This is a genomic window from Bacillus sp. K2I17, assembly GCF_002209985.1.
Classification (GTDB): Bacteria; Bacillota; Bacilli; order Bacillales; family Bacillaceae_G; genus Bacillus_A; species Bacillus_A wiedmannii.
Map to the genome: position 1 here is coordinate 36,446 of NZ_NJGF01000009.1, position 24,211 is coordinate 60,656.

Below are 24,211 nucleotides of genomic sequence, written 5' to 3' on the forward strand. Positions count from 1 at the left end.
TATAGTTTCATTAAGTATTGGCGATTAATTCATTAAATTCCTCTTTTACGATTCAATAATATTCGAAACTAACGTATTTAAATCATTTTCCGCTTGTAAAATTCTCTGTTTTTCCTTTTCAAATACCTCTTCTTCTTTTTGAAATGACTCTTTTCGATTTTTAATCATACGCTCCATTTCTTTTTTACTCGGTCCACCGTATACATTTCTTTTTTGTATAAAAGCTTCTGGTGATACAATTTCTTCCCACTCTTTTTCTAATAATTTTATTTTAAATTTTTCTTGTAAGTATATATTTACATCTTTTACATGTAATTCATGCAGCTCTTTTTTTTGCTCCAATGACATATTCGCAATAACACTCGCTGCATGATGCGCATGCCGAAATGGAATGCTATAGTTTTTTGTTAAAACATCTGCGAAATCAGTTATCGTAATTGCATGTTTATAAGAACGACTCTTCAACGTTTCTTCTTCTACTTTCATCGTTCGAATCACTGCATTCATAATACAAAAAACACGAATGGTCTTTTCAATCCCTTTATATAAATACGGCTGCAAATCATCTTCTGTATCGACAATATCACCAAATGGTGTATTATGAATCATTTGAAATACTGTAAATGCTTCTCCTAAAGCGCTACTCGTAATCGCACGGGCATGTTCAATGGAAACTGGATTTCGCTTTTGCGGCATAATGCTACTTATTTGTACATATGGCTTTGCGACAGTAATACCATCATATTCTTTCGTCGCTAATAGTAAGAAATCATGGATCCATCTGCTCGTATTCGTCATAATTACCATAAGTAACGAGCTAACTTCTAATAAATAATCCGCTCCAGCAACAGCATCATATGAGTTCTCAATTACATTTGTAAACCCAAGTAAATTGGCAACTCGCTCTCGTTTAATTGGGAAACTTGTTGTAGAAAGAGCGGCGGCTCCCATTGGAGACTGATTTAAAAGTTTGTACGTTCGTTTCATTCGTTCTAAATCTCTCTGCATCGTATCATAAATCGCTAACGTATAATGACCAAATGTTGTGGGCTGCGCTGGTTGTGTATGTGTATAAGCTGGCATAATCGTTTCCTTATGATCATCGGCAAGTTGTAATATACTTTCTTGCAATAATAAATGATGTTCCATTAATCGTAATACATATCGTCTTAAACTCATGCGATACATCGTTACCCCCATATCATTTCTACTTCTACCAATATGCATATTACTTACAAAATCGCATTTCGCTTCTTGAGAAATTAAATGTTCCACTAAAAAAAAGAGATCTTCATGCTGCTTTGTATATAGCAATTGATCTTTTGGAATTCCCTCTATCTTTTTTAGTGCGTGTAGTATAACTTTAGCTTCTTCCTTTTTCATTAAATTTTCTTCAGTCAGCATCGTGATATGCGCTTTATGCACTTGAAACATATCTTTCAATAAGTAATTTCGCTGAAAATGAAATACATGTTGTAATACGCAATCTACATATGTTTTTCCAGGGAAATCAGCGCCTTCACTCTTTATAAACTCTTCTTTACTTTGTTTCATCACCTTTTCCCCTCTCATCTAAGTATTACTACCCATCATACCCAGAGAGAGTAAAAAAGTGCTTGTATATAAAAATAAACTCGATGCTCTCTGCACCGAGTTTACTTAATAAAAGTCGCATCATACTTATCACTTTGCAACACTTGGAAATGTAAGTTTGCTAAATGTTTCCGTATTTCTGCACTGTCGTCCTCATTTAAATTATTGGCTAAAAACACTATTTCTGTACAGTTCCCACGTTTATCCATCGCATAAACTGCTTTTGTAACTGTCCATGGCGTATAACCATTCTTTTGCCCTGCATGTCTAAATGTTTTACGATATTTTTTAGCACTCATATCCGTTTCAACGATATTAGCCCACACTTTTTCTTCTGCGTCTGTTAGGCCACCTTTATGATTCGCCTTTTGAAGCAGTACCATATAATCGTTTGCAGAAGCTGCTGGTAATCGATCTGACCAAATTTTATCGTAACGTTCCTCTAAATAAAGAGGTATTTCCTTCTGTAATAATGGCCCCTTCTTTTTTAAGCGTTCATGAATAATCATCGCATATTCACGATATTGCTCTTGAGACATTTCTTTTAACTTTTTCTCTATTTTATATTTCGGAACATGTAGTTCTTTATGCAAATACCCAGGGATGTATAAAGATGAAACAATCGGAAATAGCGGCTGATGTGCTGGAAGCGATAAACTTTGTAAATTACGATTAATATTATCTAATCCTAACACTTCCATTAAATATTCAGCATTCGCATTCGAACTAAACTTAACCATTCCTTTTGCCACTTCTTCTAAAGAAACTGCCCCTTCTGTTATCTTGTCTGTCTTTTGCAAATACGTTTGCCATCTATCTTGTGCACCGCCATCTGTATTCGGCACATAATAACGATTTATATCATTAATGGAAACGAAACTTGACGGATCAATTTTCCCTTCCGTAACTTGTTTCGTATATTCAAGCGCCACAATTAACTTCATCGTACTAGCAACTGGCAATACAACATTTGGATTCACAGAATAAACAACTTTATCATTTCTCTTCACGAGAAGTGCACTATTTTTTTCATCTTTATGTTCTTCAATAAAGGATGCGATATACTGTGCATCATCATTATTTGAACTCCACACTTTTTTCACTAAAAAATTACCCGATATTAGCAAAACAAAAATACCCACAATCACTGCGCATACTATAGTTTTTTTCAAGTAAAATTCCTCTCCTATTGTATAACTCTTCTCTATCTATCTCTTTCAAACAAAATAATGGAGATGATTATTTTAGTAATCATCTCCATTATTTTAACTTGTATTCTCCTATTATGTCTACGTCATAATTTTTACGAAGTCTTCGAGAAATTTTTTATAATGTAATGACCAACCAATTCGCACCCAATTCTTTAAGGATTTTGCATCAGGTTGTGGACGGAAATCAGCAATACTTTCTCCCTTTGCAATCCCTACTGTATCTACATCGACACGACGGTACACATAATCCAAAATAGACGGATTCGCCGCAACCATCATTGTAACAACGTCATGCACTGGGCTACCTGTTATTTTCGGATTTAACTTTTTATACGCTTTATAATAATACGTAAATATTGGTTCAATTAATTTATTAAAATTCGTTTTAGAGTGTTTCGTAATATATTTCACCATTTCTGGCGTAATAATTGCTTCAGATGTAACGTTAAGTGGCACTAATGTCACATTCTTGGCATTTTGCATAACTAATTGTGATGCAATCGGATCACCATGGAAATTCGCCTCTGCGACTGGTGTCACATTGCCGGGCATTAAAAAAGCACCGCCCATTATATAATATTCTTTCACATACTTCATCATCGGTTTTTCTAAAATAAATGCTGTCGCTAGTGTCGTTGACCTACCAGCATCAACAATGATTAATTCTCCTTTATACTTTTCAAGAATATCAAAAAAAGAACAAAAAGGTTTTATATTTGGCGAAAAAGCTTTTGGAGGTTTAATTGGTCCTAATCCATCTGCCCCATGAATTTCTGGATAATACGTTGTAACATCCCCGGATAAAGGGATCTTTGCACCATTTATAACAGGTATATCTTCCCGCCCCGCCATTTGCAGCAAATATGCTGCATTACTCGTCGCCTTTTCTTGCGTTACATTTCCATATCCGGTTACAACACCAACAATATCAATATCAGGATGCATAATTCCGTACATGATGGCTAAAGAGTCATCAATTCCTGGGTCTCCCAAAAATAATACTTTTTTCATCGACCTCAACTCCATCCCCTCAATTGTTATTAATTTATGAATAACCTTACATATACAGAATAAAAAAGAATAAATTCACACAAAAAAACGTAGTCCTCTATAAGGACTACGTTCTTCCTCTAACCTATACTGTTTTTCTTCACAGCACTCATACTTCCAATGATATAAGCTATAAACGCAAAACAAATTGGGAAGACAACTGTATGTATACCGAACGGATTTGGATAGAAAAGATGAATACACATATATGAGCCTACCCCAACTAAAATAGAGGCAAGCGCTCCTGTTGCATTTCCTTTACTCCAATATAACCCTAATACGATTGGCCAAATGAATGCTGCTTCTAACCCACCGAAAGAAAATAAATTTAACCATATTAAAAAATCTGGTGGTTTAATTGCTGCTGCATAAACGAGCAGCCCTACGATACCAGTAATCCACAAACTTCCTTTTCTAATCGTACTGTCTGCTGCATCTTTATTTATGTAATTTACGTATATGTCTTTAATAATTGATGAACTTACAAGTAACAATAACGAGTTTACTGTAGACATAATTGCTGCCATTGGCGCAGCTAAGAAAACTCCAGCTAGCCAAGGTGGCAACACTTCCATCGCGAGTAGCGGCATGACTTTATCCGGTACCGTTATACCCGGAAGTACGACTCGCGCAAATACACCTGTTAAATGCATACCAATCATAATTGTACCTACAACAACCGTTCCAATTATTAACGCTTGGTGCATAGCTTTTGAATTTTTATAAGACATGGCACGCACGCTAATTTGCGGTAACCCAACAACACCAATTCCAATTAAAATCCAAAATGATGTCACATATGATTTCGTTAAACTATCATCCGCTCCGAATGGTGTAATTAAATTTGGATTGATTTGAATAAGCTCCTGCATAATCTTTTCAATTCCACCACCAGCAATGACAGTAGCAATTAAAATGATTGTCGTTCCAACTAACATAATGATTCCTAATAACGTATCTGATAAAGCAACTGCACGAAATCCACCAATTAATACGTACACAAGTACAGAAAAAGTAAATAAAAATAGTGCTGTTGTATAAGATAGACCCGTTAGTGATTCAATTAATCGGCCACCACCGACCCATTGAGCTACTGTTGCTGAAAATAAGAAGATAATAATACATAACGCAGAAAGTATAACAACTGCTTTATTATTGTATCTTCCCTTTAAATAATCGATAAGAGTAATGGCTTCCATCTTCCTAGCGATAATTGCAAACTTTTTACCGATAACCGTTAAAACGATATACCCTGTTACAACTTGAATCGCAGATAATAATACCCATCCGAGGCCCATATTGTACGCAATACCTGGACCACCAATAAAGCTACTAGCACTACCGTACGTAGCAATCATTGTCATCGCTAATAATAAACCGCCAAGTTCACGCCCACCAAGAAAATATTCTTGTAAAAATTTATTATTAGCAGTCGCTTGTACGCGTCTTGAAGCATATACACCAATTAAAAATACAACGATAAACGAAATTATCATTGGAATGATTACATACCAATTCATCTATTATTCCTCACTTTTTTCTTCCTCATCGAGTGAAATATCTTGAAATACAAAACGAACAACTAAACTAAGTAAAATAACCATAACGATAAATCCAACGATACAGCTATAAAAAAACCATGCTGGAAAACCGAATACATATGTATATTCACTTGGATTTTTACTACCAAGCCCATAAGCAAATCCGTACCATATTATAAAATTGATAATAGCAAGTCCAAGGCCAATTAACGCTTCTCTATGGGCAATTCGAAAGCGCGGATCATCATGATAATTCTTCATTTTCTCCCTCCTCTCACGATGTATTATTGTACCATTGTTCTTCTAGTTTTTCCTACTAGAAAGCAAAAACAAGCAGGATTTTTTATAATCATATAGAAGTTTCTCTTACATTACATATTTTTTACAATTGTAACACAAATGAAATTTGAATTTTCAGTATTTGTTAATTATGATTAAAATTAGAGGCTTTCCATCTAGTTCCCACATCCTTGATTTCGGAATAAACGCCGTCTCGTACTGCGTTTACATTATATTTTCAAGGGGGTTATACAATGAGTCAACTAGCTGTAAATCTTCATGAAAAGGTAGAAAAGTTTCTTCAAGGTACAAAAAAGTTATATGTGAATGGATCTTTCATCGAAAGCGCTTCCGGAAAAACATTTAAAACACCTAACCCAGCAACCGGCGAAACACTTGCCGTCGTTTCTGAGGCTGGTCGAGAAGATATTCATAAAGCTGTCGTTGCAGCTCGCATGGCTTTCGACGAAGGTCCTTGGTCTCGCATGAGCACTGCTGAGCGAAGCCGTCTTATGTACAAGTTAGCTGATTTAATGGAAGAACATAAAGAAGAGCTCGCACAGCTCGAAACATTAGATAACGGAAAGCCAATCCGTGAAACAATGGCAGCAGACATACCACTTGCAATTGAACATATGCGCTATTATGCTGGCTGGGCTACGAAAATCGTTGGTCAAACAATTCCTGTTTCTGGTAATTACTTTAACTATACACGCCATGAGGCTGTTGGTGTCGTCGGTCAAATTATTCCTTGGAACTTCCCACTTCTTATGGCAATGTGGAAAATGGGAGCAGCGCTTGCTACAGGATGTACAATCGTTTTAAAACCTGCAGAGCAAACTCCACTATCCGCTCTATACTTAGCTGAATTAATTGAAGAAGCTGGATTCCCGAAAGGTGTTATTAATATCGTTCCTGGATTCGGTGAATCAGCTGGACAAGCTCTCGTTAATCATCCACTCGTTGATAAAATTGCATTTACTGGTTCTACTCCAGTCGGTAAACAAATTATGCGACAAGCATCTGAATCATTAAAACGCGTTACACTTGAGTTAGGCGGTAAATCACCAAATATCATCTTGCCAGATGCTGATTTATCTCGCGCGATTCCTGGTGCACTTTCTGGTGTTATGTTTAACCAAGGACAAGTATGCTCTGCTGGATCACGCTTATTTGTTCCGAAGAAAATGTATGATAATGTCATGGCTGATCTCGTCCTCTATTCTAAAAAACTAAATCAAGGTGTCGGTCTTAACCCTGAAACAACAATCGGTCCTCTCGTTTCCGAAGAACAACAAAAACGTGTAATGGGCTACATTGAAAAAGGGATTGAAGAAGGCGCTGAAGTACTTTGCGGAGGAGGCAATCCATTCGATCAAGGCTACTTCGTTTCTCCTACAGTATTCGCTGACGTAAATGACGAAATGACCATCGCAAAAGAAGAAATTTTCGGTCCAGTTATTTCTGCAATACCTTTTAACGATATTGATGAAGTAATTGAACGTGCAAATAAATCACAATTCGGCTTAGCGGCTGGTGTGTGGACAGAAAATGTTAAAACAGCACATTATGTTGCAAGTAAAGTACGTGCTGGTACAGTATGGGTAAACTGTTATAACGTCTTTGATGCAGCATCTCCATTCGGAGGATTTAAACAATCTGGTCTTGGTCGTGAAATGGGATCTTACGCATTAAATAACTATACAGAAGTGAAGAGTGTTTGGCTCAACTTAAATTAACGAAAAAAGAACCTGGCCTATCCGGTCAGGTTCTTTTCATTATGTATTCATTTAAACTTGCAATCCCCCGCTCACATTTAATACTTCTCCTGTAATATAGGATGCGTACTCTGATGCTAAAAAGGCCGCTGCGTTCGCAATATCTTCTGGCGTTCCAATTCTACCAACCGGAATCGCGCCAACCATCTTTTCTTTCACTTTATCTGGTATCGTTTTTGTCATATCTGTATCCATAAATCCTGGGCAAATCGCGTTACACGTAATGCCGAAACTTCCAACTTCTTTCGCTGCCGTTTTCGTTAAACCTACAACGCCTGCCTTCGTAGCCGCATAATTCGCTTGACCTATGTTTCCTTCTCTACTAATTGAAGATATATTAATAATGCGTCCATACCCTTGTTGTCTCATGTAAAGAAGTGCTGGCTGCATACAATAAAAAACACCTGTTAAATTTACTTGCAGTACTTGTTCCCATTCCGGTTTCTCCATTTTATGTAACATAGCATCTCGCGTAATTCCTGCATTATTTACTAAAATGTGCAGTGTACCAAATGTTTGGACAGCGTATTCAATTAAGGACTTCGCATCATTTTGATTACTCACATCACAACGATACTGCTTCACTTCATATCCTTCATCTGATAACTCACGTGTCGTTTTTTGTAGCTTCTCTTCATTTACATCGCTAATTAATACTTTAGCCCCTAGTTTTGCATAAACCCTTGCAATCTCTTTTCCAATTCCCTGTGCAGCTCCTGTTACTACAGCTGTTTTCCCATTTAAAAACTCCATCCCTATCCCCCATTTCTATTACTTATACTGTATATTTCGGCTCTTTGCTTCCCAATTCCTCTTTGTATAAAAAAGTCTATTTGTGTCAAACTAACTTTGCAACGTCGCATAAAACACAAGGAGATTGTGTCGAATGAACAAAAAAAATTTCAAGCAAAACAAAGCTGCTGATGGCATTGATGTTGAGTTCTCTCGTGAACTCGCTGACCACAATGACTTAGAAGCGAACGCACGTGCAAATGCCGCTGATGCACGTCAAAAACGCCAGTCAATAGAAAAATAAGGAACGCACAACCTTATTCTTTTCAACAGGGACCTACTACCCAATAAAATAAACCGAGAGATATCCTCTCGGTTTATTTTCTATATTTTTTTATATAATGTGCCAAAGTAAGTAGCGGATATATATATGCATAGCTATGATAACGAATATAAAACCCACCTGGTAAACCTGTTCCGGTAGGATAGTGTTCATTATCATCAGGATTCGCAAGCAAATATGAAATACCTTTTCGAATAGCTGGCGTTTCTTCATCATGGTAAGAAATGAGAGCATCTAGCGCCCATGCTGTTTGGGATGGTGTACTAAATGGTAAAGTAACGAACCTTTTTTCCACGCTACTGTGGCACGATTCCCCCCACCCACCATCTTCATGCTGTATATGTTCCAGCCATAAAGCTGCTCTTTTCATTGATCGATTGCTAGATGGAATTCCGAGTGACCGTAAACCAGTCATAACAGCCCACGTACCATATATATAACAAATCCCCCATTTCCCATACCATGATCCATTTTCCTCTTGCACATTCATTAACCAATTTATCGCACTTTGTTTTTGTTTCTCAGGCAATTCATTTTGCGCGTATGTCCCGAAAAGCTCTAACACTCTTCCTGTAATATCTGGTGTGGAAGGATCTGTAATCATATCGCTTGCATTTTCGATTGGTAAATTTGCTAATAAATTGCTCGTCACACCTTTTTCAAACGCTCCCCAGCCACCATCATTATTTTGTAATCCTTTAACCCAATTGACCCCTTTCTTCCAAGCATTATCTACATTTTCGTTCCCTCTACTTCTTGCCAACGCTCTTAGCACAGCTGTTGTATCATCGACATCTGGAATTGTCGTATTCACATCCGAAAAACCCCAACCGCCTGGAGTCAGCGCCGGAGCATGTACGCTCCAATCAGCTTTTTTTGTATGCTGTTTTTTTAATACATACGCTGCTGCATGTTGAATCATCTTATTATCTTTCGAAGCGTGGGCCTCTTGTAACGTATAGCTGAGTAAAGCCGTATCCCATACAGTTGAAGGAGAATTTTGCAAATGATTCCCTCTTTCCATCTTCCATATATAAGATGTTATCCCTGCTATAGCTTTTTGAATCATTGATGATTGAAGAGAATGTCCTAACGCGAGTAAAGCATAAATCATATAAAATGAGGCAGTTGCGTAACTATATAACGTTCCATTTTCATCGATACGCTCTTTCATAAAACGTTCGACTTCCTCATATCCTTTATGGTGTAAAGAAAGTGGATACGATATGATTTGTTTTACATCACTTAATAACGTTTGAAACAACGGAGACCGCTCCTCCCGAAACCATTTCCCGCCCCCGCCTGCGATATGATTTAAATTTGGCAGTAACTTTTTTCCTACTCGAAATCTTTTATTTAAACAAACCATCATCGGAATTAAATGGATACGTGCTGAGCTACTCAATTCAAATATACTGAGGGGTGAATCATTTTGCAGAAACATAATCGGTGTTGGCAAATGAAAGAGCGAAGGGTATTCATATTCTCCATGAATTGCTAATAAAAACTTCGTCATAAAATGAGCACGCGCCACGCCTCCACGTTCCTTAATAAACATTTCGGCTCGCCTCATATTCGCATCTTCTTTTGTATATTTTTTTGAAGCTAGTAAGGCAGCATAAGATTGAATTGTAGCAGATAAATTGCCACCCACTTCATCTTCATACAATTTCCATGTTCCTTCATTTGTTTGAAGTGATGCTAATCTTTTTACAAACGGTTCTATCTCTTTATCTCTACCTAATAATTTTAATAAAAAAATCATATGGCAATCTGTTAATGGTGCTCCTTCAAAGCAAAACTGCCACGTACCATCTTGCCGTTGCATCGTTTGAAGTGCAGTTGTTCTTCTCGCTATTTCTTCATGCACTTTTTCATATAATAACAAGTTACTCACCCACCCTTTCGAAATCCGTATAACGATATTCAAAAAGGTAGCTAAATATGTATGAAAACAAAGAAAAACAGAACATATAAAATGTTCTGCTCATAAGCAATATCCCACTCCGACAATAATCCCTACCAAAGCACCGACTACTACTTCATACGGTGTATGCCCGACAAGTTCATTTAACTTCTTATATTCTGTTTGTCTACCGTGAAAGAACTCATTCAATATTTTCGCTTGTTTACTAACTGCAAGTCTTACTCCTGAAGCATCATACATAACAATTATTGCAAAGATAGCAGCAATAGCAAATAAGGTACTTTCCACACCTTCTACAACGCCAACACCTGTCGCAAGTGCTGTAACAGTTGAAGCATGAGAACTCGGCATCCCACCTGAAGCGAAAAACTTTGCAAAATCAAATTCACCCGTTTTGAATAATTTAAAGACTACTTTCGTTAATTGTGCTAGAAACCATGAAATTACAGCGGCCATAAGCGGATCATTATGTAAAATTGTTTCCACGTTCTCAGCTCCCTACTGACTATAATGGAAATCTATATAGTATCAGTATAAAGAAAAATGCGTAGAAAATACTACGCATTATGATACTTTTGCTGATTTATTTTTTATAAATTTCGGTTGTTTCTGCAATAAAAACTTTGTTTTCGCTATTGAAAACACAAATAATGCAACCCATATACAGAAAAATGCCATCATATGAGTAGATGTGAAATGTTCACCAAATACGAATACACCTAAAATTAAACTAATCGTTGGTGCAATATATTGTAAAAATCCTACCATATAAAGCGGAATAAGTTGTGCTCCTTTTGCAAAATAAAAAAGTGGTAAAGCTGTAACAATGCCCGCTCCTATTAATAGTAACGTCGATGACATGGAAATAGATCCAAATGAACCGAATCCATGCGCTCCTGTCATAACGAGATAGATAATCGCAAACGGCGTCACTAACATCGTTTCCATCGTAAGACCAATTGTCGCATCATAGTTTAACAATTTTTTTGTTAATCCATATAATCCAAATGAAAAGGCAAGTGATAAAGAAACCCACGGAATAGATCCGAAACGGACTGTTAAAATGATAACCCCTATTCCAGCTAAACCAACTGCAACATATTGCCAAAAGTTTAACTTTTCCTTTAAAACGACTGTACCAAGTAAAATACTAATAAGCGGATTAATATAATATCCAAGACTTGCTTCAATGACATGATTATGATTAACGGCCCATATGTAGACAAACCAGTTTCCGCTAATCAAGACTGAAGCTATTGTTAATGACATTAATAATTTAGGTCGTTTAAAAAGATTCACGAACTCCCCAATAAACTGACGAAACCTCTTCGTAACACCTAACACAAGTAACATAAAAACGAACGCCCAAACGATGCGGTGTGCTAATATTTCATCTGCTGGAACTTCCTCAACCCATTTCCAATAGATTGGTAGGATTCCCCACATCGTATAAGCACCAGCCGCATATATAATTCCTTTTTTTTGCTGTGCTGATTGACTCCCCATCTTCCCTTTTCTCCTCTTCTCATTTTTCTCCATTATACGGTCCCGCATGCTCACTTTACCAATAATCAATCTGCAATTCTTTCGACATTTCTCATACAGCAAAAAGTAAACATACTGTTATAACGACAAGTAACGGTATACCGAAAACAAATTTCTTTTTATGTGTTTTATGGTGAAACATATACATACCAATCCAAGCACCAACTGCGCCTCCAGCTACCGCTGATAAAAACAACGTACTTTCTGGCGTTCTCCACTGTTTCTTCTTCGCTTTTCGTTTATCAAGCCCCATAAGGCTAAAAGCTATAACGTTAATAATAATAAAATAAATCCATTTCATCGCTTTCTCTCCCTATGAAAAATTCGCTTAATAGTAACATGAAAAAACGATGGAAACAACTGAAGAACACTTTTTATTAATTGGTTACCTTTATATTTAAATAACCAACTAAAATCGCAGTTACAGCAATTAAATAGAAAGATATTATGAGCAGAATCTTATATTGCATTCCCTTCATCCACTACCATATCATCGAAAAAACTTCTCTCAATCTCTTTTTCATCAAAATGAAGAACTACAATTAGTCCTACATATAAAGAAACGAAATTTAGAAACCATTCCCCATTATCATCTTTCTTAGCTAAACATTTAAATATCTCTTGAAATTGCATACGTTCATCTGCAGCAACAACCGGGCGCACACCAAAATATTTCAATACGAAATGTAGGTTCAGCTGCACGGATAATGATAAAATATATTTTAATATCTCCGTATACTCCGCACTATCTTTTTGACTATACAACTTCACAAGCTTTTGATGTAAAGTAGAAATCGATAATTCTTCGTTAGTCACTTTAGTTGCTTCTATCGTTTCAATCATCTTTTTCATATTCATTACATTCACCCCTTCTGCAAAAAAACAAAAGCCAAAGCGTATTTATTTTATAATCAGCAATAATTGAGTATTTCTCATCTCTCGTTCTTCTTCACTAACCAAATCATACTTTTTTAAAAGATGAAAGATATCATTTAATATTTCCTGTGAATGATTCCCTCGCAAAAATACCTTTAACTCTTTAAAAATCACTTCCGGTAAAAAACTCTTTTGACTTTCAAGTTTACTCATTACATCTTCCATAGAATGATCGATATTACACGCCATACTAAACTTCCCCCTCTATCCTCTATAAATAATATCCTCCGCTAACGATGTAAACACTTCTCCTACAAGAGACTCTTCATCATATACAGATGAACCGTTATTTTCTTCTCGTCTTGCAAAAGGTATTTGTGCAATCACTTCTGTTTGCAATTGTTCTGCAAGCATTTCGCCGCCTCCTTTTCCGAAGAGATAATTTTTCGATCCATCTTGTTCTTCATAATAAGCCATATTTTCTACAATTCCTAAAATCTCGTGTTTCGTATGTTTTGCCATAACACCTACTCTAGATGCTACGAATGAAGCTACGTTGTGTGGTGTTGTAACGATAATTTCTTGCGCCTGCGGGATCATTGCTGCAACATCAATAGCTACATCTCCTGTGCCAGGTGGTAAATCAAGAAGTAAATAATCTAATTCTCCCCAGTGCGTATTCGCAAGGAAATTTTGAATCCATTTATTTAACATCGGTCCGCGCCACATAACCGGGTTATTTCCTTCTGCAAAAAATCCCATCGACATAATTTTAACACCGTGACTTACAACCGGAATTGCCGTTTGATCAATCATCGTCGGTTTTTGATTCGTTTCCATCATAGCTGGAATGCTAAAACCATATATATCTGCATCTAATATCCCCACTTTTTTTCCCATACGAGCTAAAGCAGTTGCAAGGTTAATTGTCACTGTTGATTTTCCAACTCCACCTTTACCGCTCGTTACAGTAATAAATCGTACCCCTGAATCAAGGCGAAGCATGCTCGGCATTCCAGTTTCTGTTCTACTATTTTTCTTTAACTTCTCTGTTAGCGCAGCTCGTTCTTCTTGTGTCATAGAACCAAATGTCAAATCTACTTTAGATGCACCAATTGCCTGAAGAGACTCTTCCACATCTTGTTGAATTTTTGCCTTTAATGGACAACCTTGAATCGTTAGCACTACTTCAAGTTTAACCTCTGTTCCATTCATTTGTATATTTCTAACCATATTTAATTCTACAATACTTTTGTGTAACTCCGGATCCTCTACATGTTTTAATGCGTTCATTATTTGTTCTTGAGTAATCATAGAACTCATCCCTTCTCGTATTCGAATTTATATACAACATCTTCTTGGCGAAAAAGCTTATTATCCCCCACTAACGGGCGGGATTAATGCGACTATATCTCCAGCTTTTATCATCTCTTCATCCGTTACAAATTCTTCATTAACAGCCACCATCACTCTATCAAGCAATTGTAAGCAATAGCTTGCTTTGAGCCATTCTTTTAATTGCTGCACTGTCATTTCTTGTTTTTCTGAAATTATTAATTGATCCGATCCGATTTCCTCACGCAAATTTGCGAACAATAAAATTGTAATCATCTTCTCATTCTTCCTTCTTCGGTTTTCCTTCTGGATATGCCGTATTTTCAAGTTGATCTCCAATCCACATCGTCCCATCTTCCCAAAATTCTTTTTTCCAAATTGGGACGATTTGTTTTATACGTTCAATCGCGTATTCATTCGCTTCATACGCTACTTTACGATGCGGTGATGAGACTGCAATAACGACCGCAATATCCATGATTTCTAGCCGCCCTACACGGTGCTTAATTGCTACTTTTGCGTCCGGCCATTTTCCGTTAATTTCTTCACCAATTTTCGTAAGTTGTTTTACTGCCATCGGTTTATATGCTTCATACTCTAAATGTAGTGTTCGTTTTCCTTTTGTTAATTCTCTCACTGTACCAATAAATGTTGTAATTGCACCTGCTTCTCTTCTTGCGACTTTATTCGTTACTTCTTCAACTACAATCGGTATATCTACAATCTCAAATAGCGCTTGTCCCATTAGAAACACCTCTCACTTTATAAAATGCCCAAGGCCATTCACTACCTTCGTTATCTTCCAGCAAGAGAACATCTACGAACATATCTTTTTTATAACCTCTCGTACCACCTGGAAGTACAATAAATATATTTGTCTCTGCTAGAGAAGAAACCGAGCTAGATTTATCAAACCCTGACGGATAAGCGATTAATTGCCCTTCGTTATATGTCAGTTTTGCTCGCACAAATCTGGTAAATGGATTTGGTTTTAGAAAATCTTCTCCTAATAACGCTTTTTCTCTTCTTACATGTGCTTTCTCACTAAACATATACGTCCGAATACAAGGCCTTACAAATAATTCAAATCCTACGTAACAAGCAGATGGATTTCCTGATAAACCAAATAATAACTTGCCATTTAATTGTGCTACAGTCGTAACACTACCTGGCCGCATTGCAACTTTATTGAAAAGAACCGATGCACCTAACTTTTCGTAAATAGCTGGTAAATAATCGTAATCCCCTACTGATACACCACCTGTTGTAATGAGCATATCCACTTGGCTTAACGCTTCTTTTACAGCTGTGAAGCATGTATGAAACTCATCGCTAAACTTCCCAAAATATTTTACTCTTCCGCCCGCTCTTCGAATTTGAGACAATATCATATACGTATTACTATTTCGGATTTTCCCTGGCTGTAATGAATCATTTACATCCAGTAATTCACTACCAGTCGCTAACAATCCAATTACAGGCTTTCTTGCCACTGGTACCTCACTATATCCGAACGTAGCAAGAAGAGCTGAAATACCTGAATGAATGTATGATCCTTTTTTTGCAAGAACCGTTCCTTTACGAGCATCTTCACCTTGAAAAGAAATATTGTCACCCGTTTTGAATGATCGCTTCACTTCCATATAATTGTTGCCAGCTTCCTCATATTGACGAGTCAGCTCTAACATAACAACCGCATCACACCCATTCGGAATTTGCGCTCCCGTCATAATTCGAACCGCTTGAAACGGCCCTACTTTCTCGTGAAATATTGATCCCGCACCAATTTCACCAATTACTTCAAACACAATTGGTGTTTCATAACTTGCTACATTCGTATCTTCTGCTCTAATAGCAAATCCATCATACGGTGAACGATTGAATGAAGGTACGTCATGGTCAGCTATTAAATCCTCCGCTAATATACGTCCGTAAGCTAATTCAATAGGTAGTAACTCCTTTAATCCCTCATTAGCAAATCCCATTACTTTACGAACAGCTTCTTCAACCGTAATTGGCACTCTTCTTTCCATTATTGACAACCCTTTCTATTAACCGAATACGCGATAATATAATTGTTTCGCTTTCGAAATATCATTTGTACCATGAATGAAAACACGACCATCTCGAAAAATAACGACGCGGTAATCATCTAGTTGGCAAGATAGTAAATACGGATTCCGATCTACTTCCCCCAATTTTTTTAATACTTTTTCTATATCGTCAAAATCGTACTTCCTATTTTCTACCGGCCTAATTTGCACTGTATTTCTTCCGCATAAAACAGCCACCTTCGTTTGGTTTTCGTATGATAAATAAGGATAAGTTCGATTCAAACCGCACGAGGGGCAATCTTCTGTTTTGATTTTCCCTAGTTTTATAAAATGGTTTTGATTACTCCATATATCAAACATGAAAAATGTTTTTCTAATTGCTGAGAAATCTCCGACTAAAATTTTGAGTGCTTCCGCCACTTGATATGCTGCGACGATTTGAACAGTCGGGCTAATAATTCCAGCGGTATCACATGTCACACCTGTAACAGGAACGTTCTTCAGCACACAATGTAAACACGGTGTCTCTTGCGGAATAACCGTATAACTCATACCGTACGATCCAACGCAAGAACCATATACCCACGGGATATTATGTTTTTGTGATAAGTCATTTATTATAAATCGAATATCAAAATTATCTGTTGCATCAATTATTACATCTACATTTTTTAATAGGTCCTCCATATTTTCTGCAACTGCATCCATTACGAAAGCATGTATTTGTACTTCCGAATTAATTTGTTCTAGCCGATTTTTAGCAGCGATTGCTTTCGGCATTTTCTCTCTCACATCTTGTTCAGAGTACAGTTGTTGCCTTTGTAAATTACTCCATTCAACGTAATCACGATCAATAATCGTCAATTTGCCAATACCTGCACGTACGAAACTTTCAGCACTTGCACTTCCTAATGCGCCTGCTCCTACAATTAACACATGTTTATTCCGAATTTTTTCTTGCCCTCTACTCCCAATTGGTTTGAACAACTGTTGTCGTGAATACCGCTCATCCATTACATATCCTTCCTCTCACGAACTCTATTTCATATTAGAATGTTGTTTTTGATAACAAGCAAAATAAGCAAATCCAACAAATCCAGCTCCCCCAATTACATTTCCGATAAAAACAGGAACAAAATTTCTAGCAAGATCCATCCACGTCAGATGACCTGCAAAAATAACTGCTGAAATAACAAACATATTTGCTACCACTTGCTGAAATCCAATCACTACAAATGCCATAATCGGAATCCAAATTCCGATTATTTTCCCGACAAAATCACTCGTCCCATAAGCGAGCCAAAGCGCAAGACAAACGAGCCAATTACAACCAATTGCTAAAATTAAAGTTCTCCCAAATGATTCATGTAATTTCCCTTCCGCTATCGCTACCGTTTTATTTAAATAATCTCCCTCTGTTAATCCGCCAAGATGACCGAAACAATACGCAACAAAAATAGCTCCCACGAAATTCATGAAAGTAATCCAAACCCAATTATTTAGTACACTTACCAATGTAATTTTCTTTGCATAAAGCGCCATAGAAAGTGACATCATATTTCCGGTAATTAATTCTCCTCCTGCTAATACGACGAGCATTAATCCAACAGGGAAAACCGCTCCTCCTAAAACATTGACTAAACTACCCCAGCGCTCAGGTAAATTACCTAAAACACGAATATTAAGCAAAAAACCTAACGAAATAAACGCTCCTCCTAAAAAACCGAGAATAAGCATTGCTGGCAACGTCTGACTTACTTTTTGAACACCGGCCTCAATTACAAGCTCAGCAATTTGTTCCGGTTTATGAAATGCCATTACTAATTCCTCCATTTTCTCCAAATAAAAAAGCAGCTTCAAAAAACCTCCTCAAAATAAAGGTTTTTGAATGCTGCTTAATTTCTCTGCACATCTTTTACAGAGATATCAATCATCACTTTTACTATAAAATAGAAAATCTACAAACGTTGCATACTTTCCATTTTGTATATACTTCCTCAAAGCGTCACTCTTATATATCAACCACCAATATGTGACATTTCAATTTTAGGCGATCTTTTTTTACTTGTATGACTTAAGCGTTCATCTGAATAACGATCTTCTCGGTTGTTCCATATATCACGTACGATATCTGTTATTTCCTCGTCACTGTATCCAGATCGAAGTAGTTCCCTCAAGTCATTTCCTTTAGAAGCGAACAAACAAGTATATAATTTTCCTTCTGCAGAAATACGTGCTCTCGTACATGATGAACAGAAGGAATCTGTTACTGATGAAATAATACCTATCTCTTCTTCATTTCCAATATAACGATAGCGAGTCGCAACTTCACCTGCATAATTTGCTTCTATCCGTTCTAATGGCATAACTTGATGAATGGCATCTACTATCTCTTGTTTCGAGACGACCTCTCTTAATTCCCAACCGTTATAATTTCCAACGTCCATATACTCAATAAAACGAAGAATATGCTTATTTTCCTTAAAGTATTGCGCCATCTGCAAAATATCTTGTTCATTTTTCCCTTTTTGAACGACCATGTTAATTTTAATTTTCATACCAACTTCAGCTGCAGCCTGTATGCCTTCCAGGACCCTTTGCACTTTGCTTCTATTACCATTCAAATAGAAAAACCGATCTTCTTCTAAGGAATCTAAACTAACTGTCACACGTGATAAACCCGCCTTATATAAATCAGGAGCAAACTTTTTCAGTAGTGATCCATTGGTTGTTAAACCGATATCCTCCACACCATCTATTTTATTAAGGCGCTCAATAAGCTGCGGAAGACCTCTTCGAAGTAACGGTTCTCCGCCCGTAATTCGTAACTTTCTTACACCTAAAGAAACAAAAATACGTGTTATCCTTTCAATCTCATCAAAAGATAAAATTTTATCATTAGACAAAAACGAATAATCAGGACCAAATATTTCTTCTGGCATACAATAACGACAGCGGAAATTACAGCGATCAGTAACAGAAATACGTAAATCCTTTAAAGGACGTTGTAGTTTGTCTAATGTGACAGATTTCATATTTATTGCCTCACTTTTACTTATTTTATATTTATAACACGCTCTGGATGCGTATATACATTTAAGGATTGATTCCGAATAAACCCTATCGTAGTAATACCTAATTCTTCTGCTAGCTGCAAAGCCAATTCGGTTGGAGCTGATTTTGACAATATAATTTCACAACCGATCTTTGCAACTTTCAATAATATTTCCGAAGAAATACGACCACTAAATACAATGACTTTATCTTTTATAGAAATATTATTTTTTAAGCAATAACCGTAAATTTTATCTAATGCATTATGTCTACCGATATCCATTCGGCTTAAAATAATGCCATTCACATCACACAAAGATGCATTATGAACGCCACCTGTATGTTGAAACGTCTCCGCAGATTGCTGCATTTCTTTCATTAATCGAAAGCAGTCTTCTGCAGCAACCTGTACATGGACACCATTCATTTTTTTAGCGCTTAGTGCATCATTTGCAAAAACAAACCCTTGTCTACTCATACCACAGCATGAAGTAATATAACGTTTATTTTGCATTTGTTCGTAATACGGATTCACTTTTTTCGTTGTGACATGCACAAATCCTTCTTTCTCTTGTACCCATATGTCATCAATATCTTCATACTTCCGAATGATTCCTTCAGATGCTAAAAAGCCTATTACCATATCTTCTATATATTCTGGAGTACTAACCATTGTAACAAACTCCTGTCCGTTCATTTTAATCGTGACAGGAAACTCTGTTACAATACTGTCCTCTATATGTTTAAACGCCCCTTGTTCATAACGAAAGATTTCTCTTTCTACCTGTATCGGTTTCACGATCAGTATCCTTCTCTCACGTTATATTTTTATCAAAAACAAATACCGAAACTGCAATATCTTCTTCTACTTTCATATCTGAAAATAAATTCACTAATTTCGCTCCAACAAGTTCCTCCAAATGTTCACGGGAATTCGCAGCATACACTTCTTGAATCATTTTCGTTCTAGCCATATGAACCATTTCCGCACCGTCCATCGTACTTGAAATGAATTTTTCAGTAGGTGTTAAGTTTCCGTAAAGGGTCGCAATCGCCATATTTTCAGCAAAAACAGTATGAATTCGTTCTGGTCCTTTTCCGAAAAGTTCCTTTCGAAGTTTTCGTATCATATCATTAAATTCATGTACTTTTTTTGACATACAATTATACCTCCGAAAAATCCTCATTTTACTTTATTATATATTTTACCAAAATGACCCTTCCGCCCAAAATATTTCGTACAAACATTTGGGCGAAAAGATTCACTTCATGAAGATTATTCGTCTTTTAACCCTTTACCCATACCTTTTAAGAAATGAAGCCCAAACCCTATAGCACGGTTAATATCTGGGTCTTTCAATACTTTCATAAGGTCAAATACCCCTACTTTTTTATTACTCTCTAGATGTTCATTACCTTCTTCTAACCCTACTAATAAGCTACCTATAAGCTTTTTCGTAAGTTCTGGATCAAGTTCTGTTAAAGCACCCGCAGCACCCATCATATTATTAATTAAATTCGTAACAGGCTCACGAGTCACTTGGCCAAGTACAATCTTTGCGATCGGTTCTTTCGCCTTTAACATAGAATTTGCAGCTTCTAGCATTCCGATGTCATTTAATTCCCCAACAATATTAAACATTTGATTTAAAGCCTCTTCATTATTAGCTAGAAGCTCTTTTAAATCATCTAATTTTTGCTGTTTTATTTCTTCCTCAGTTAATTCTTGTTTTTGAATCACTTTTATAGGTGCAGCCATATTTTTCTCCTCCTACTTATCCGTTAAATGCACATACCCTGGACGTGCCCACTTACGATTTACCTCAATACCAGCTTGAGGATGACGTTTTTTGTTACGCGGGTTCGCTTTTGGCATCGGATTTGCGCCATCAACTTCTAGCACTTCCATACGCACTTTCGTCTGTTTATAAGCAGGTGTGTTCGTACGTACGTCCACAGCAGGACCTGTTAAGAAATTAATTGCTGTTTCATTATCTGTAGAGTTCATCGGTAAATATAACTCATTTTCTTTTACACGGTCTGTTACAAGTGCACGTAATTTTAATGCTCCAAAAGGAGAAACAAGACGAACTAATGAACCTGTTTTCACTCCACGTTCTTTTGCAAGTGCTGGAGAAACTTCTACAAACACACCAGGTACTTTCGTTTGAATACCTGTTGATTTATTTGTCATATTCCCTTCATGGAAATGCTCAAGCATACGACCGTTATTAATGTGAAGATCGAACTCCGCTGGGAATTCAGCTGGACGTACCCAGTCAGCAATCGCAAAACGAGCTCTTTTATCTGGGAAGTTAAATCCATCTTGGAACAGAAGTGGTGTATTCGTTCCATCAAAACTTCCCCAATGGAAACTATTCCACCCTTCAAGTACTTCATAGTTTGCTTGTGAGAATAGTGGTGATAAACTTGCCATTTCAGCAAAAATTTCACTTGGATGGCTATAATTCCAGTTTGCACCTAATTTATTCGCAATCTCCTGCACAATCCACCAATCTGGCTTCGCATCTCCAAGCGTAGGAAGAACTTGATACAATCTTTGTACACGACGCTCTGTATTTGTGAAAGTACCTTCTTTCTCAAGAGACGGTGCTGCCGGTAATACAACATCTGCATATTGAGCAGTTTTAGATAAGAAAACGTCTTGTACAACGAAGAAATCAAGGCTTGATAACACTTCATGTACGTGGTTCGCATTAGAGTCTACAAGAGCCATATCCTCTCCGACAAGATACATAGCTTTCATTTTCCCTTCATCAATTGCGTGAAGCATTTCAATATTATTAAGACCTGGTTCACTATTAATTTTCACTCCGTAAGCCATTTCAAATTTCGCACGTTCCATATCGTTAGTAACGTGCTGATATCCAGGAAGCCATCCTGGTAAAGTACCCATATCACAAGCACCTTGTACGTTATTATGACCTCGAAGTGGATATGCACCAGCACCTGGACGACGATAATTACCTGTTGCAAGCAGTAAGTTTGAAATCGCAGCGGAAGTATCCGATCCACCTGTATTTTGCGTTACTCCCATACCCCAAAGGATACATGTACCATCTGCATCACGAATCATTTCAGCCATTTGAATAAGTATTTCTTTTGAAATACCAGTCATTTCTTCTGCATAATCAAGTGTATATTCTGTAAGACTCTCTTTAAAATCTTCAAAGAAGTTTACATTCTCATCAATAAATCGTTGATCGTGCCAGCCTTGGTCAATCATATATTTCGTAACAGCCATTAACCATACTTGATCTGTTCCTTGTTTTGGACTAATAAAAACGTCTGAACGCTCTGCCATTTCTGTTTTACGAAGATCAGCCACAATTAATTTTTGTCCGTGTAATTTATGCGCACGTTTAATACGTGTAGCTAAAACAGGATGACCTTCTGTCGGATTACAACCTACAATAATAACAAGACCGGATTTTGCGATATCTTTAATCGTTCCAGCATCTCCGCCCATACCAATTGTACGGAATAATCCGTCTGTCGCTGGCGATTGACAATAACGTGAGCAGTTATCAATATTATTCGTTTCAAATACTTGTCGAGCTAATTTCTGAATTACATAATTGTCTTCATTCGTAATTTTAGATGAAGAAATAAAGCCGACAGCATCTTTACCGTATTCTTCTTTAATAGATCCTAATTTACTTGCAACTACATTTAGTGCTTCTTCCCATGTAGATTCAACAAACGTTCCATTTTTACGAATTAAAGGTTTCGTAATTCTTTCTTTAGAATTTACGAAATCCCAACCGAATTTTCCTTTTACACAAGTAGAAATTGCGTTAACTGGCGCATCAGAAGAAGGTTGTACTTTAAGGATTTTACGCCCTTTCGTCCACACTTCAAATGAACAACCTACACCACAAAATGTACATACTGTTTTCGTTTTCTTCGTACGAGTATCACGCATAGCCGCTTCCACTTCTGATACCGCAAAAATGCCGCTATATCCAGGCTCAACTTCTTTAATTAAATCTACCATCGGTTCAAGAATATCTGGTTTTAATCCCGTCATAAATCCAGCTTCACCGAGCATCGTTTTCTCCATTAAAGCATTACAAGGACAAATGGTTACACATTGACCACAGCTCACGCATGAAGAATCATTAATATTTACTCCTTCATCCCAAATAACTCGTGGACGTTCCGCTTCCCAGTCTATTGATAACGTTTCATTTACTTGTAAGTTTTGACAAACCTCAACACATTGACCGCATGTAATACATTGATTAGGATCATAGCGATAAAACGGATGCGTCATATCAACTTCACTTGCATCTACTTTTGGTTCATAAGGATATTTTTGATGTTCAATCTCCATTAATTCTGCTGTATTATGCAGTTTACAGTTCCCATTGTTGTTGTCACATACTGTACAGTATAATAAATGATTTTCTAGTAACCGATCCATTGCCTCTGTTTGTGCTTCTTTGGCATGAGCAGAATTACGTTCAATGTTCATACCTTCTGTCACTACTGCCGAACAAGAGCGCACTAACTTTCCGTCAACCTCTACAATACAAGTGTCACATGTTTGAATAGGATCTACTTCTGGCACGTAACAAATTTGCGGATGTTCAATCACGTTCTCATTAATAACACCCAATATCGTTGAACCAGGCTCCGCTGTATACTTTTTTCCGTCAATTGTAATATGAACCATGTTGTTATTCATGGTCTTTCCCCCTTTTTGAGAATAAAAAAACTCCACCACGAAAATATACGCACCACATTTCGGCACGTTATTATCATGGTGGAGTAGTTTATTAGCACATCTTGCTAAAATACCAATCCATTTATTCATAAATAAAACGATAGATTCATAACAGGTCATATCACGATTCCATCTTTAACACT

General features: G+C 36.9%; 25 protein-coding genes. 2 read left to right on the forward strand and 23 right to left on the reverse strand.

All coding sequences use genetic code 11. The features are described 5' to 3' along the window. Positions 1-45: 45 nt before the first annotated feature. The 5 genes from argH to CER22_RS12985 form a co-directional block, all read right to left on the reverse strand. The gene (argH, locus tag CER22_RS12965) at positions 46-1,554 is read right to left on the reverse strand and encodes an argininosuccinate lyase (RefSeq protein WP_088608885.1); all 1,509 of its coding nucleotides are present in this window, start codon (positions 1,552-1,554) and stop codon (positions 46-48) included. Between the two features lie 101 nt (positions 1,555-1,655). Then, complete coding sequence (locus tag CER22_RS12970) at positions 1,656-2,765, reverse strand: serine hydrolase (RefSeq protein WP_088608886.1); 1,110 nt, start codon at positions 2,763-2,765, stop codon at positions 1,656-1,658. Positions 2,766-2,882: 117 nt separating this feature from the next. Further along, positions 2,883-3,815 carry a nucleoside hydrolase gene (locus tag CER22_RS12975; protein ID WP_088122800.1) on the reverse strand — a complete coding sequence of 311 codons (933 nt, stop codon included), beginning with the start codon at positions 3,813-3,815 and terminating at the stop codon, positions 2,883-2,885. Positions 3,816-3,934: 119 nt separating this feature from the next. Next, positions 3,935-5,374 carry a sodium/pantothenate symporter gene (gene panF / locus CER22_RS12980; protein WP_088608887.1) on the reverse strand — a complete coding sequence of 480 codons (1,440 nt, stop codon included), beginning with the start codon at positions 5,372-5,374 and terminating at the stop codon, positions 3,935-3,937. Between the two features lie 3 nt (positions 5,375-5,377). Continuing rightward, positions 5,378-5,656, reverse strand: coding sequence for a YhdT family protein (locus CER22_RS12985; protein WP_000800722.1), 279 nt, complete (start codon positions 5,654-5,656; stop codon positions 5,378-5,380). Between the two features lie 272 nt (positions 5,657-5,928). Between CER22_RS12985 and dhaS the strand changes: the two genes are divergently transcribed. Beyond that, entirely contained in the window at positions 5,929-7,413 is a 1,485-nt protein-coding gene (dhaS, locus tag CER22_RS12990) for an aldehyde dehydrogenase DhaS (protein WP_046954598.1), read from the forward strand. Between the two features lie 51 nt (positions 7,414-7,464). On the opposite strand, the gene fabG is transcribed toward dhaS, so the two are convergent. Next, positions 7,465-8,205 carry a 3-oxoacyl-ACP reductase FabG gene (fabG, locus tag CER22_RS12995; RefSeq protein WP_000395032.1) on the reverse strand — a complete coding sequence of 247 codons (741 nt, stop codon included), beginning with the start codon at positions 8,203-8,205 and terminating at the stop codon, positions 7,465-7,467. Between the two features lie 133 nt (positions 8,206-8,338). Between fabG and CER22_RS13000 the strand changes: the two genes are divergently transcribed. Next, complete coding sequence (locus CER22_RS13000; RefSeq protein WP_060487356.1) at positions 8,339-8,488, forward strand: YfhD family protein; 150 nt, start codon at positions 8,339-8,341, stop codon at positions 8,486-8,488. 73 nt (positions 8,489-8,561) lie between these two features. Here the strand turns inward: CER22_RS13000 and CER22_RS13005 are convergent, their stop codons facing one another. From CER22_RS13005 to fdhF, 17 genes are all read right to left on the reverse strand, one after another. Next, positions 8,562-10,415, reverse strand: coding sequence for a terpene cyclase/mutase family protein (locus tag CER22_RS13005; RefSeq protein ID WP_060487357.1), 1,854 nt, complete (start codon positions 10,413-10,415; stop codon positions 8,562-8,564). A gap of 99 nt (positions 10,416-10,514) precedes the next feature. Beyond that, on the reverse strand, positions 10,515-10,940 hold the full coding sequence (locus CER22_RS13010) for a divergent PAP2 family protein (protein WP_000447816.1): 426 nt from the start codon (positions 10,938-10,940) through the stop codon (positions 10,515-10,517). Positions 10,941-11,018: 78 nt separating this feature from the next. Then, complete coding sequence (gene rarD / locus CER22_RS13015; RefSeq protein ID WP_088608888.1) at positions 11,019-11,960, reverse strand: EamA family transporter RarD; 942 nt, start codon at positions 11,958-11,960, stop codon at positions 11,019-11,021. 91 nt (positions 11,961-12,051) lie between these two features. Beyond that, the gene (locus tag CER22_RS13020; RefSeq protein ID WP_000871331.1) at positions 12,052-12,300 is read right to left on the reverse strand and encodes a DUF1294 domain-containing protein; all 249 of its coding nucleotides are present in this window, start codon (positions 12,298-12,300) and stop codon (positions 12,052-12,054) included. Positions 12,301-12,458: 158 nt separating this feature from the next. After that, positions 12,459-12,857: a hypothetical protein gene (locus tag CER22_RS13025; RefSeq protein WP_060487358.1), complete on the reverse strand. Its 399-nt coding sequence runs from the start codon at positions 12,855-12,857 to the stop codon at positions 12,459-12,461. A 42-nt stretch (positions 12,858-12,899) separates the two neighbouring features. Continuing rightward, positions 12,900-13,124 (reverse strand): hypothetical protein, encoded by a 225-nt coding sequence (locus CER22_RS13030; RefSeq protein ID WP_060487359.1) that lies wholly within the window; start codon positions 13,122-13,124, stop codon positions 12,900-12,902. A gap of 15 nt (positions 13,125-13,139) precedes the next feature. Further along, a complete protein-coding gene (locus tag CER22_RS13035; protein ID WP_087982172.1) occupies positions 13,140-14,189 on the reverse strand; it encodes a P-loop NTPase in 1,050 nt (349 codons plus the stop codon). A 60-nt stretch (positions 14,190-14,249) separates the two neighbouring features. Further along, positions 14,250-14,486, reverse strand: coding sequence for a molybdopterin converting factor subunit 1 (gene moaD / locus CER22_RS13040; RefSeq protein WP_088608889.1), 237 nt, complete (start codon positions 14,484-14,486; stop codon positions 14,250-14,252). A gap of 4 nt (positions 14,487-14,490) precedes the next feature. Then, positions 14,491-14,955, reverse strand: coding sequence for a molybdopterin synthase catalytic subunit MoaE (moaE, locus tag CER22_RS13045; protein WP_088608890.1), 465 nt, complete (start codon positions 14,953-14,955; stop codon positions 14,491-14,493). Next, positions 14,936-16,243: a molybdopterin molybdotransferase MoeA gene (moeA, locus tag CER22_RS13050; RefSeq protein WP_088608891.1), complete on the reverse strand. Its 1,308-nt coding sequence runs from the start codon at positions 16,241-16,243 to the stop codon at positions 14,936-14,938. The genes moaE and moeA overlap by 20 nt, the downstream gene beginning before the upstream one ends. An 18-nt stretch (positions 16,244-16,261) precedes the next feature. Further along, the gene (locus tag CER22_RS13055; RefSeq protein WP_088608892.1) at positions 16,262-17,278 is read right to left on the reverse strand and encodes a molybdopterin-synthase adenylyltransferase MoeB; all 1,017 of its coding nucleotides are present in this window, start codon (positions 17,276-17,278) and stop codon (positions 16,262-16,264) included. Positions 17,279-17,302: 24 nt separating this feature from the next. Next, positions 17,303-18,082 carry a formate/nitrite transporter family protein gene (locus CER22_RS13060; protein WP_033656377.1) on the reverse strand — a complete coding sequence of 260 codons (780 nt, stop codon included), beginning with the start codon at positions 18,080-18,082 and terminating at the stop codon, positions 17,303-17,305. 200 nt (positions 18,083-18,282) lie between these two features. Then, positions 18,283-19,299 carry a GTP 3',8-cyclase MoaA gene (moaA, locus tag CER22_RS13070; protein ID WP_206773118.1) on the reverse strand — a complete coding sequence of 339 codons (1,017 nt, stop codon included), beginning with the start codon at positions 19,297-19,299 and terminating at the stop codon, positions 18,283-18,285. 20 nt (positions 19,300-19,319) lie between these two features. Next, a complete protein-coding gene (gene fdhD / locus CER22_RS13075) occupies positions 19,320-20,117 on the reverse strand; it encodes a formate dehydrogenase accessory sulfurtransferase FdhD (RefSeq protein ID WP_075311558.1) in 798 nt (265 codons plus the stop codon). A 16-nt stretch (positions 20,118-20,133) separates the two neighbouring features. Further along, entirely contained in the window at positions 20,134-20,478 is a 345-nt protein-coding gene (locus CER22_RS13080; RefSeq protein ID WP_000039582.1) for a DUF2294 domain-containing protein, read from the reverse strand. A gap of 116 nt (positions 20,479-20,594) precedes the next feature. Then, the gene (locus CER22_RS13085) at positions 20,595-21,077 is read right to left on the reverse strand and encodes a DUF1641 domain-containing protein (protein WP_087981472.1); all 483 of its coding nucleotides are present in this window, start codon (positions 21,075-21,077) and stop codon (positions 20,595-20,597) included. A 12-nt stretch (positions 21,078-21,089) separates the two neighbouring features. Beyond that, on the reverse strand, positions 21,090-24,029 hold the full coding sequence (gene fdhF, locus CER22_RS13090) for a formate dehydrogenase subunit alpha (RefSeq protein WP_088608894.1): 2,940 nt from the start codon (positions 24,027-24,029) through the stop codon (positions 21,090-21,092). Positions 24,030-24,211 lie beyond the last annotated feature (182 nt).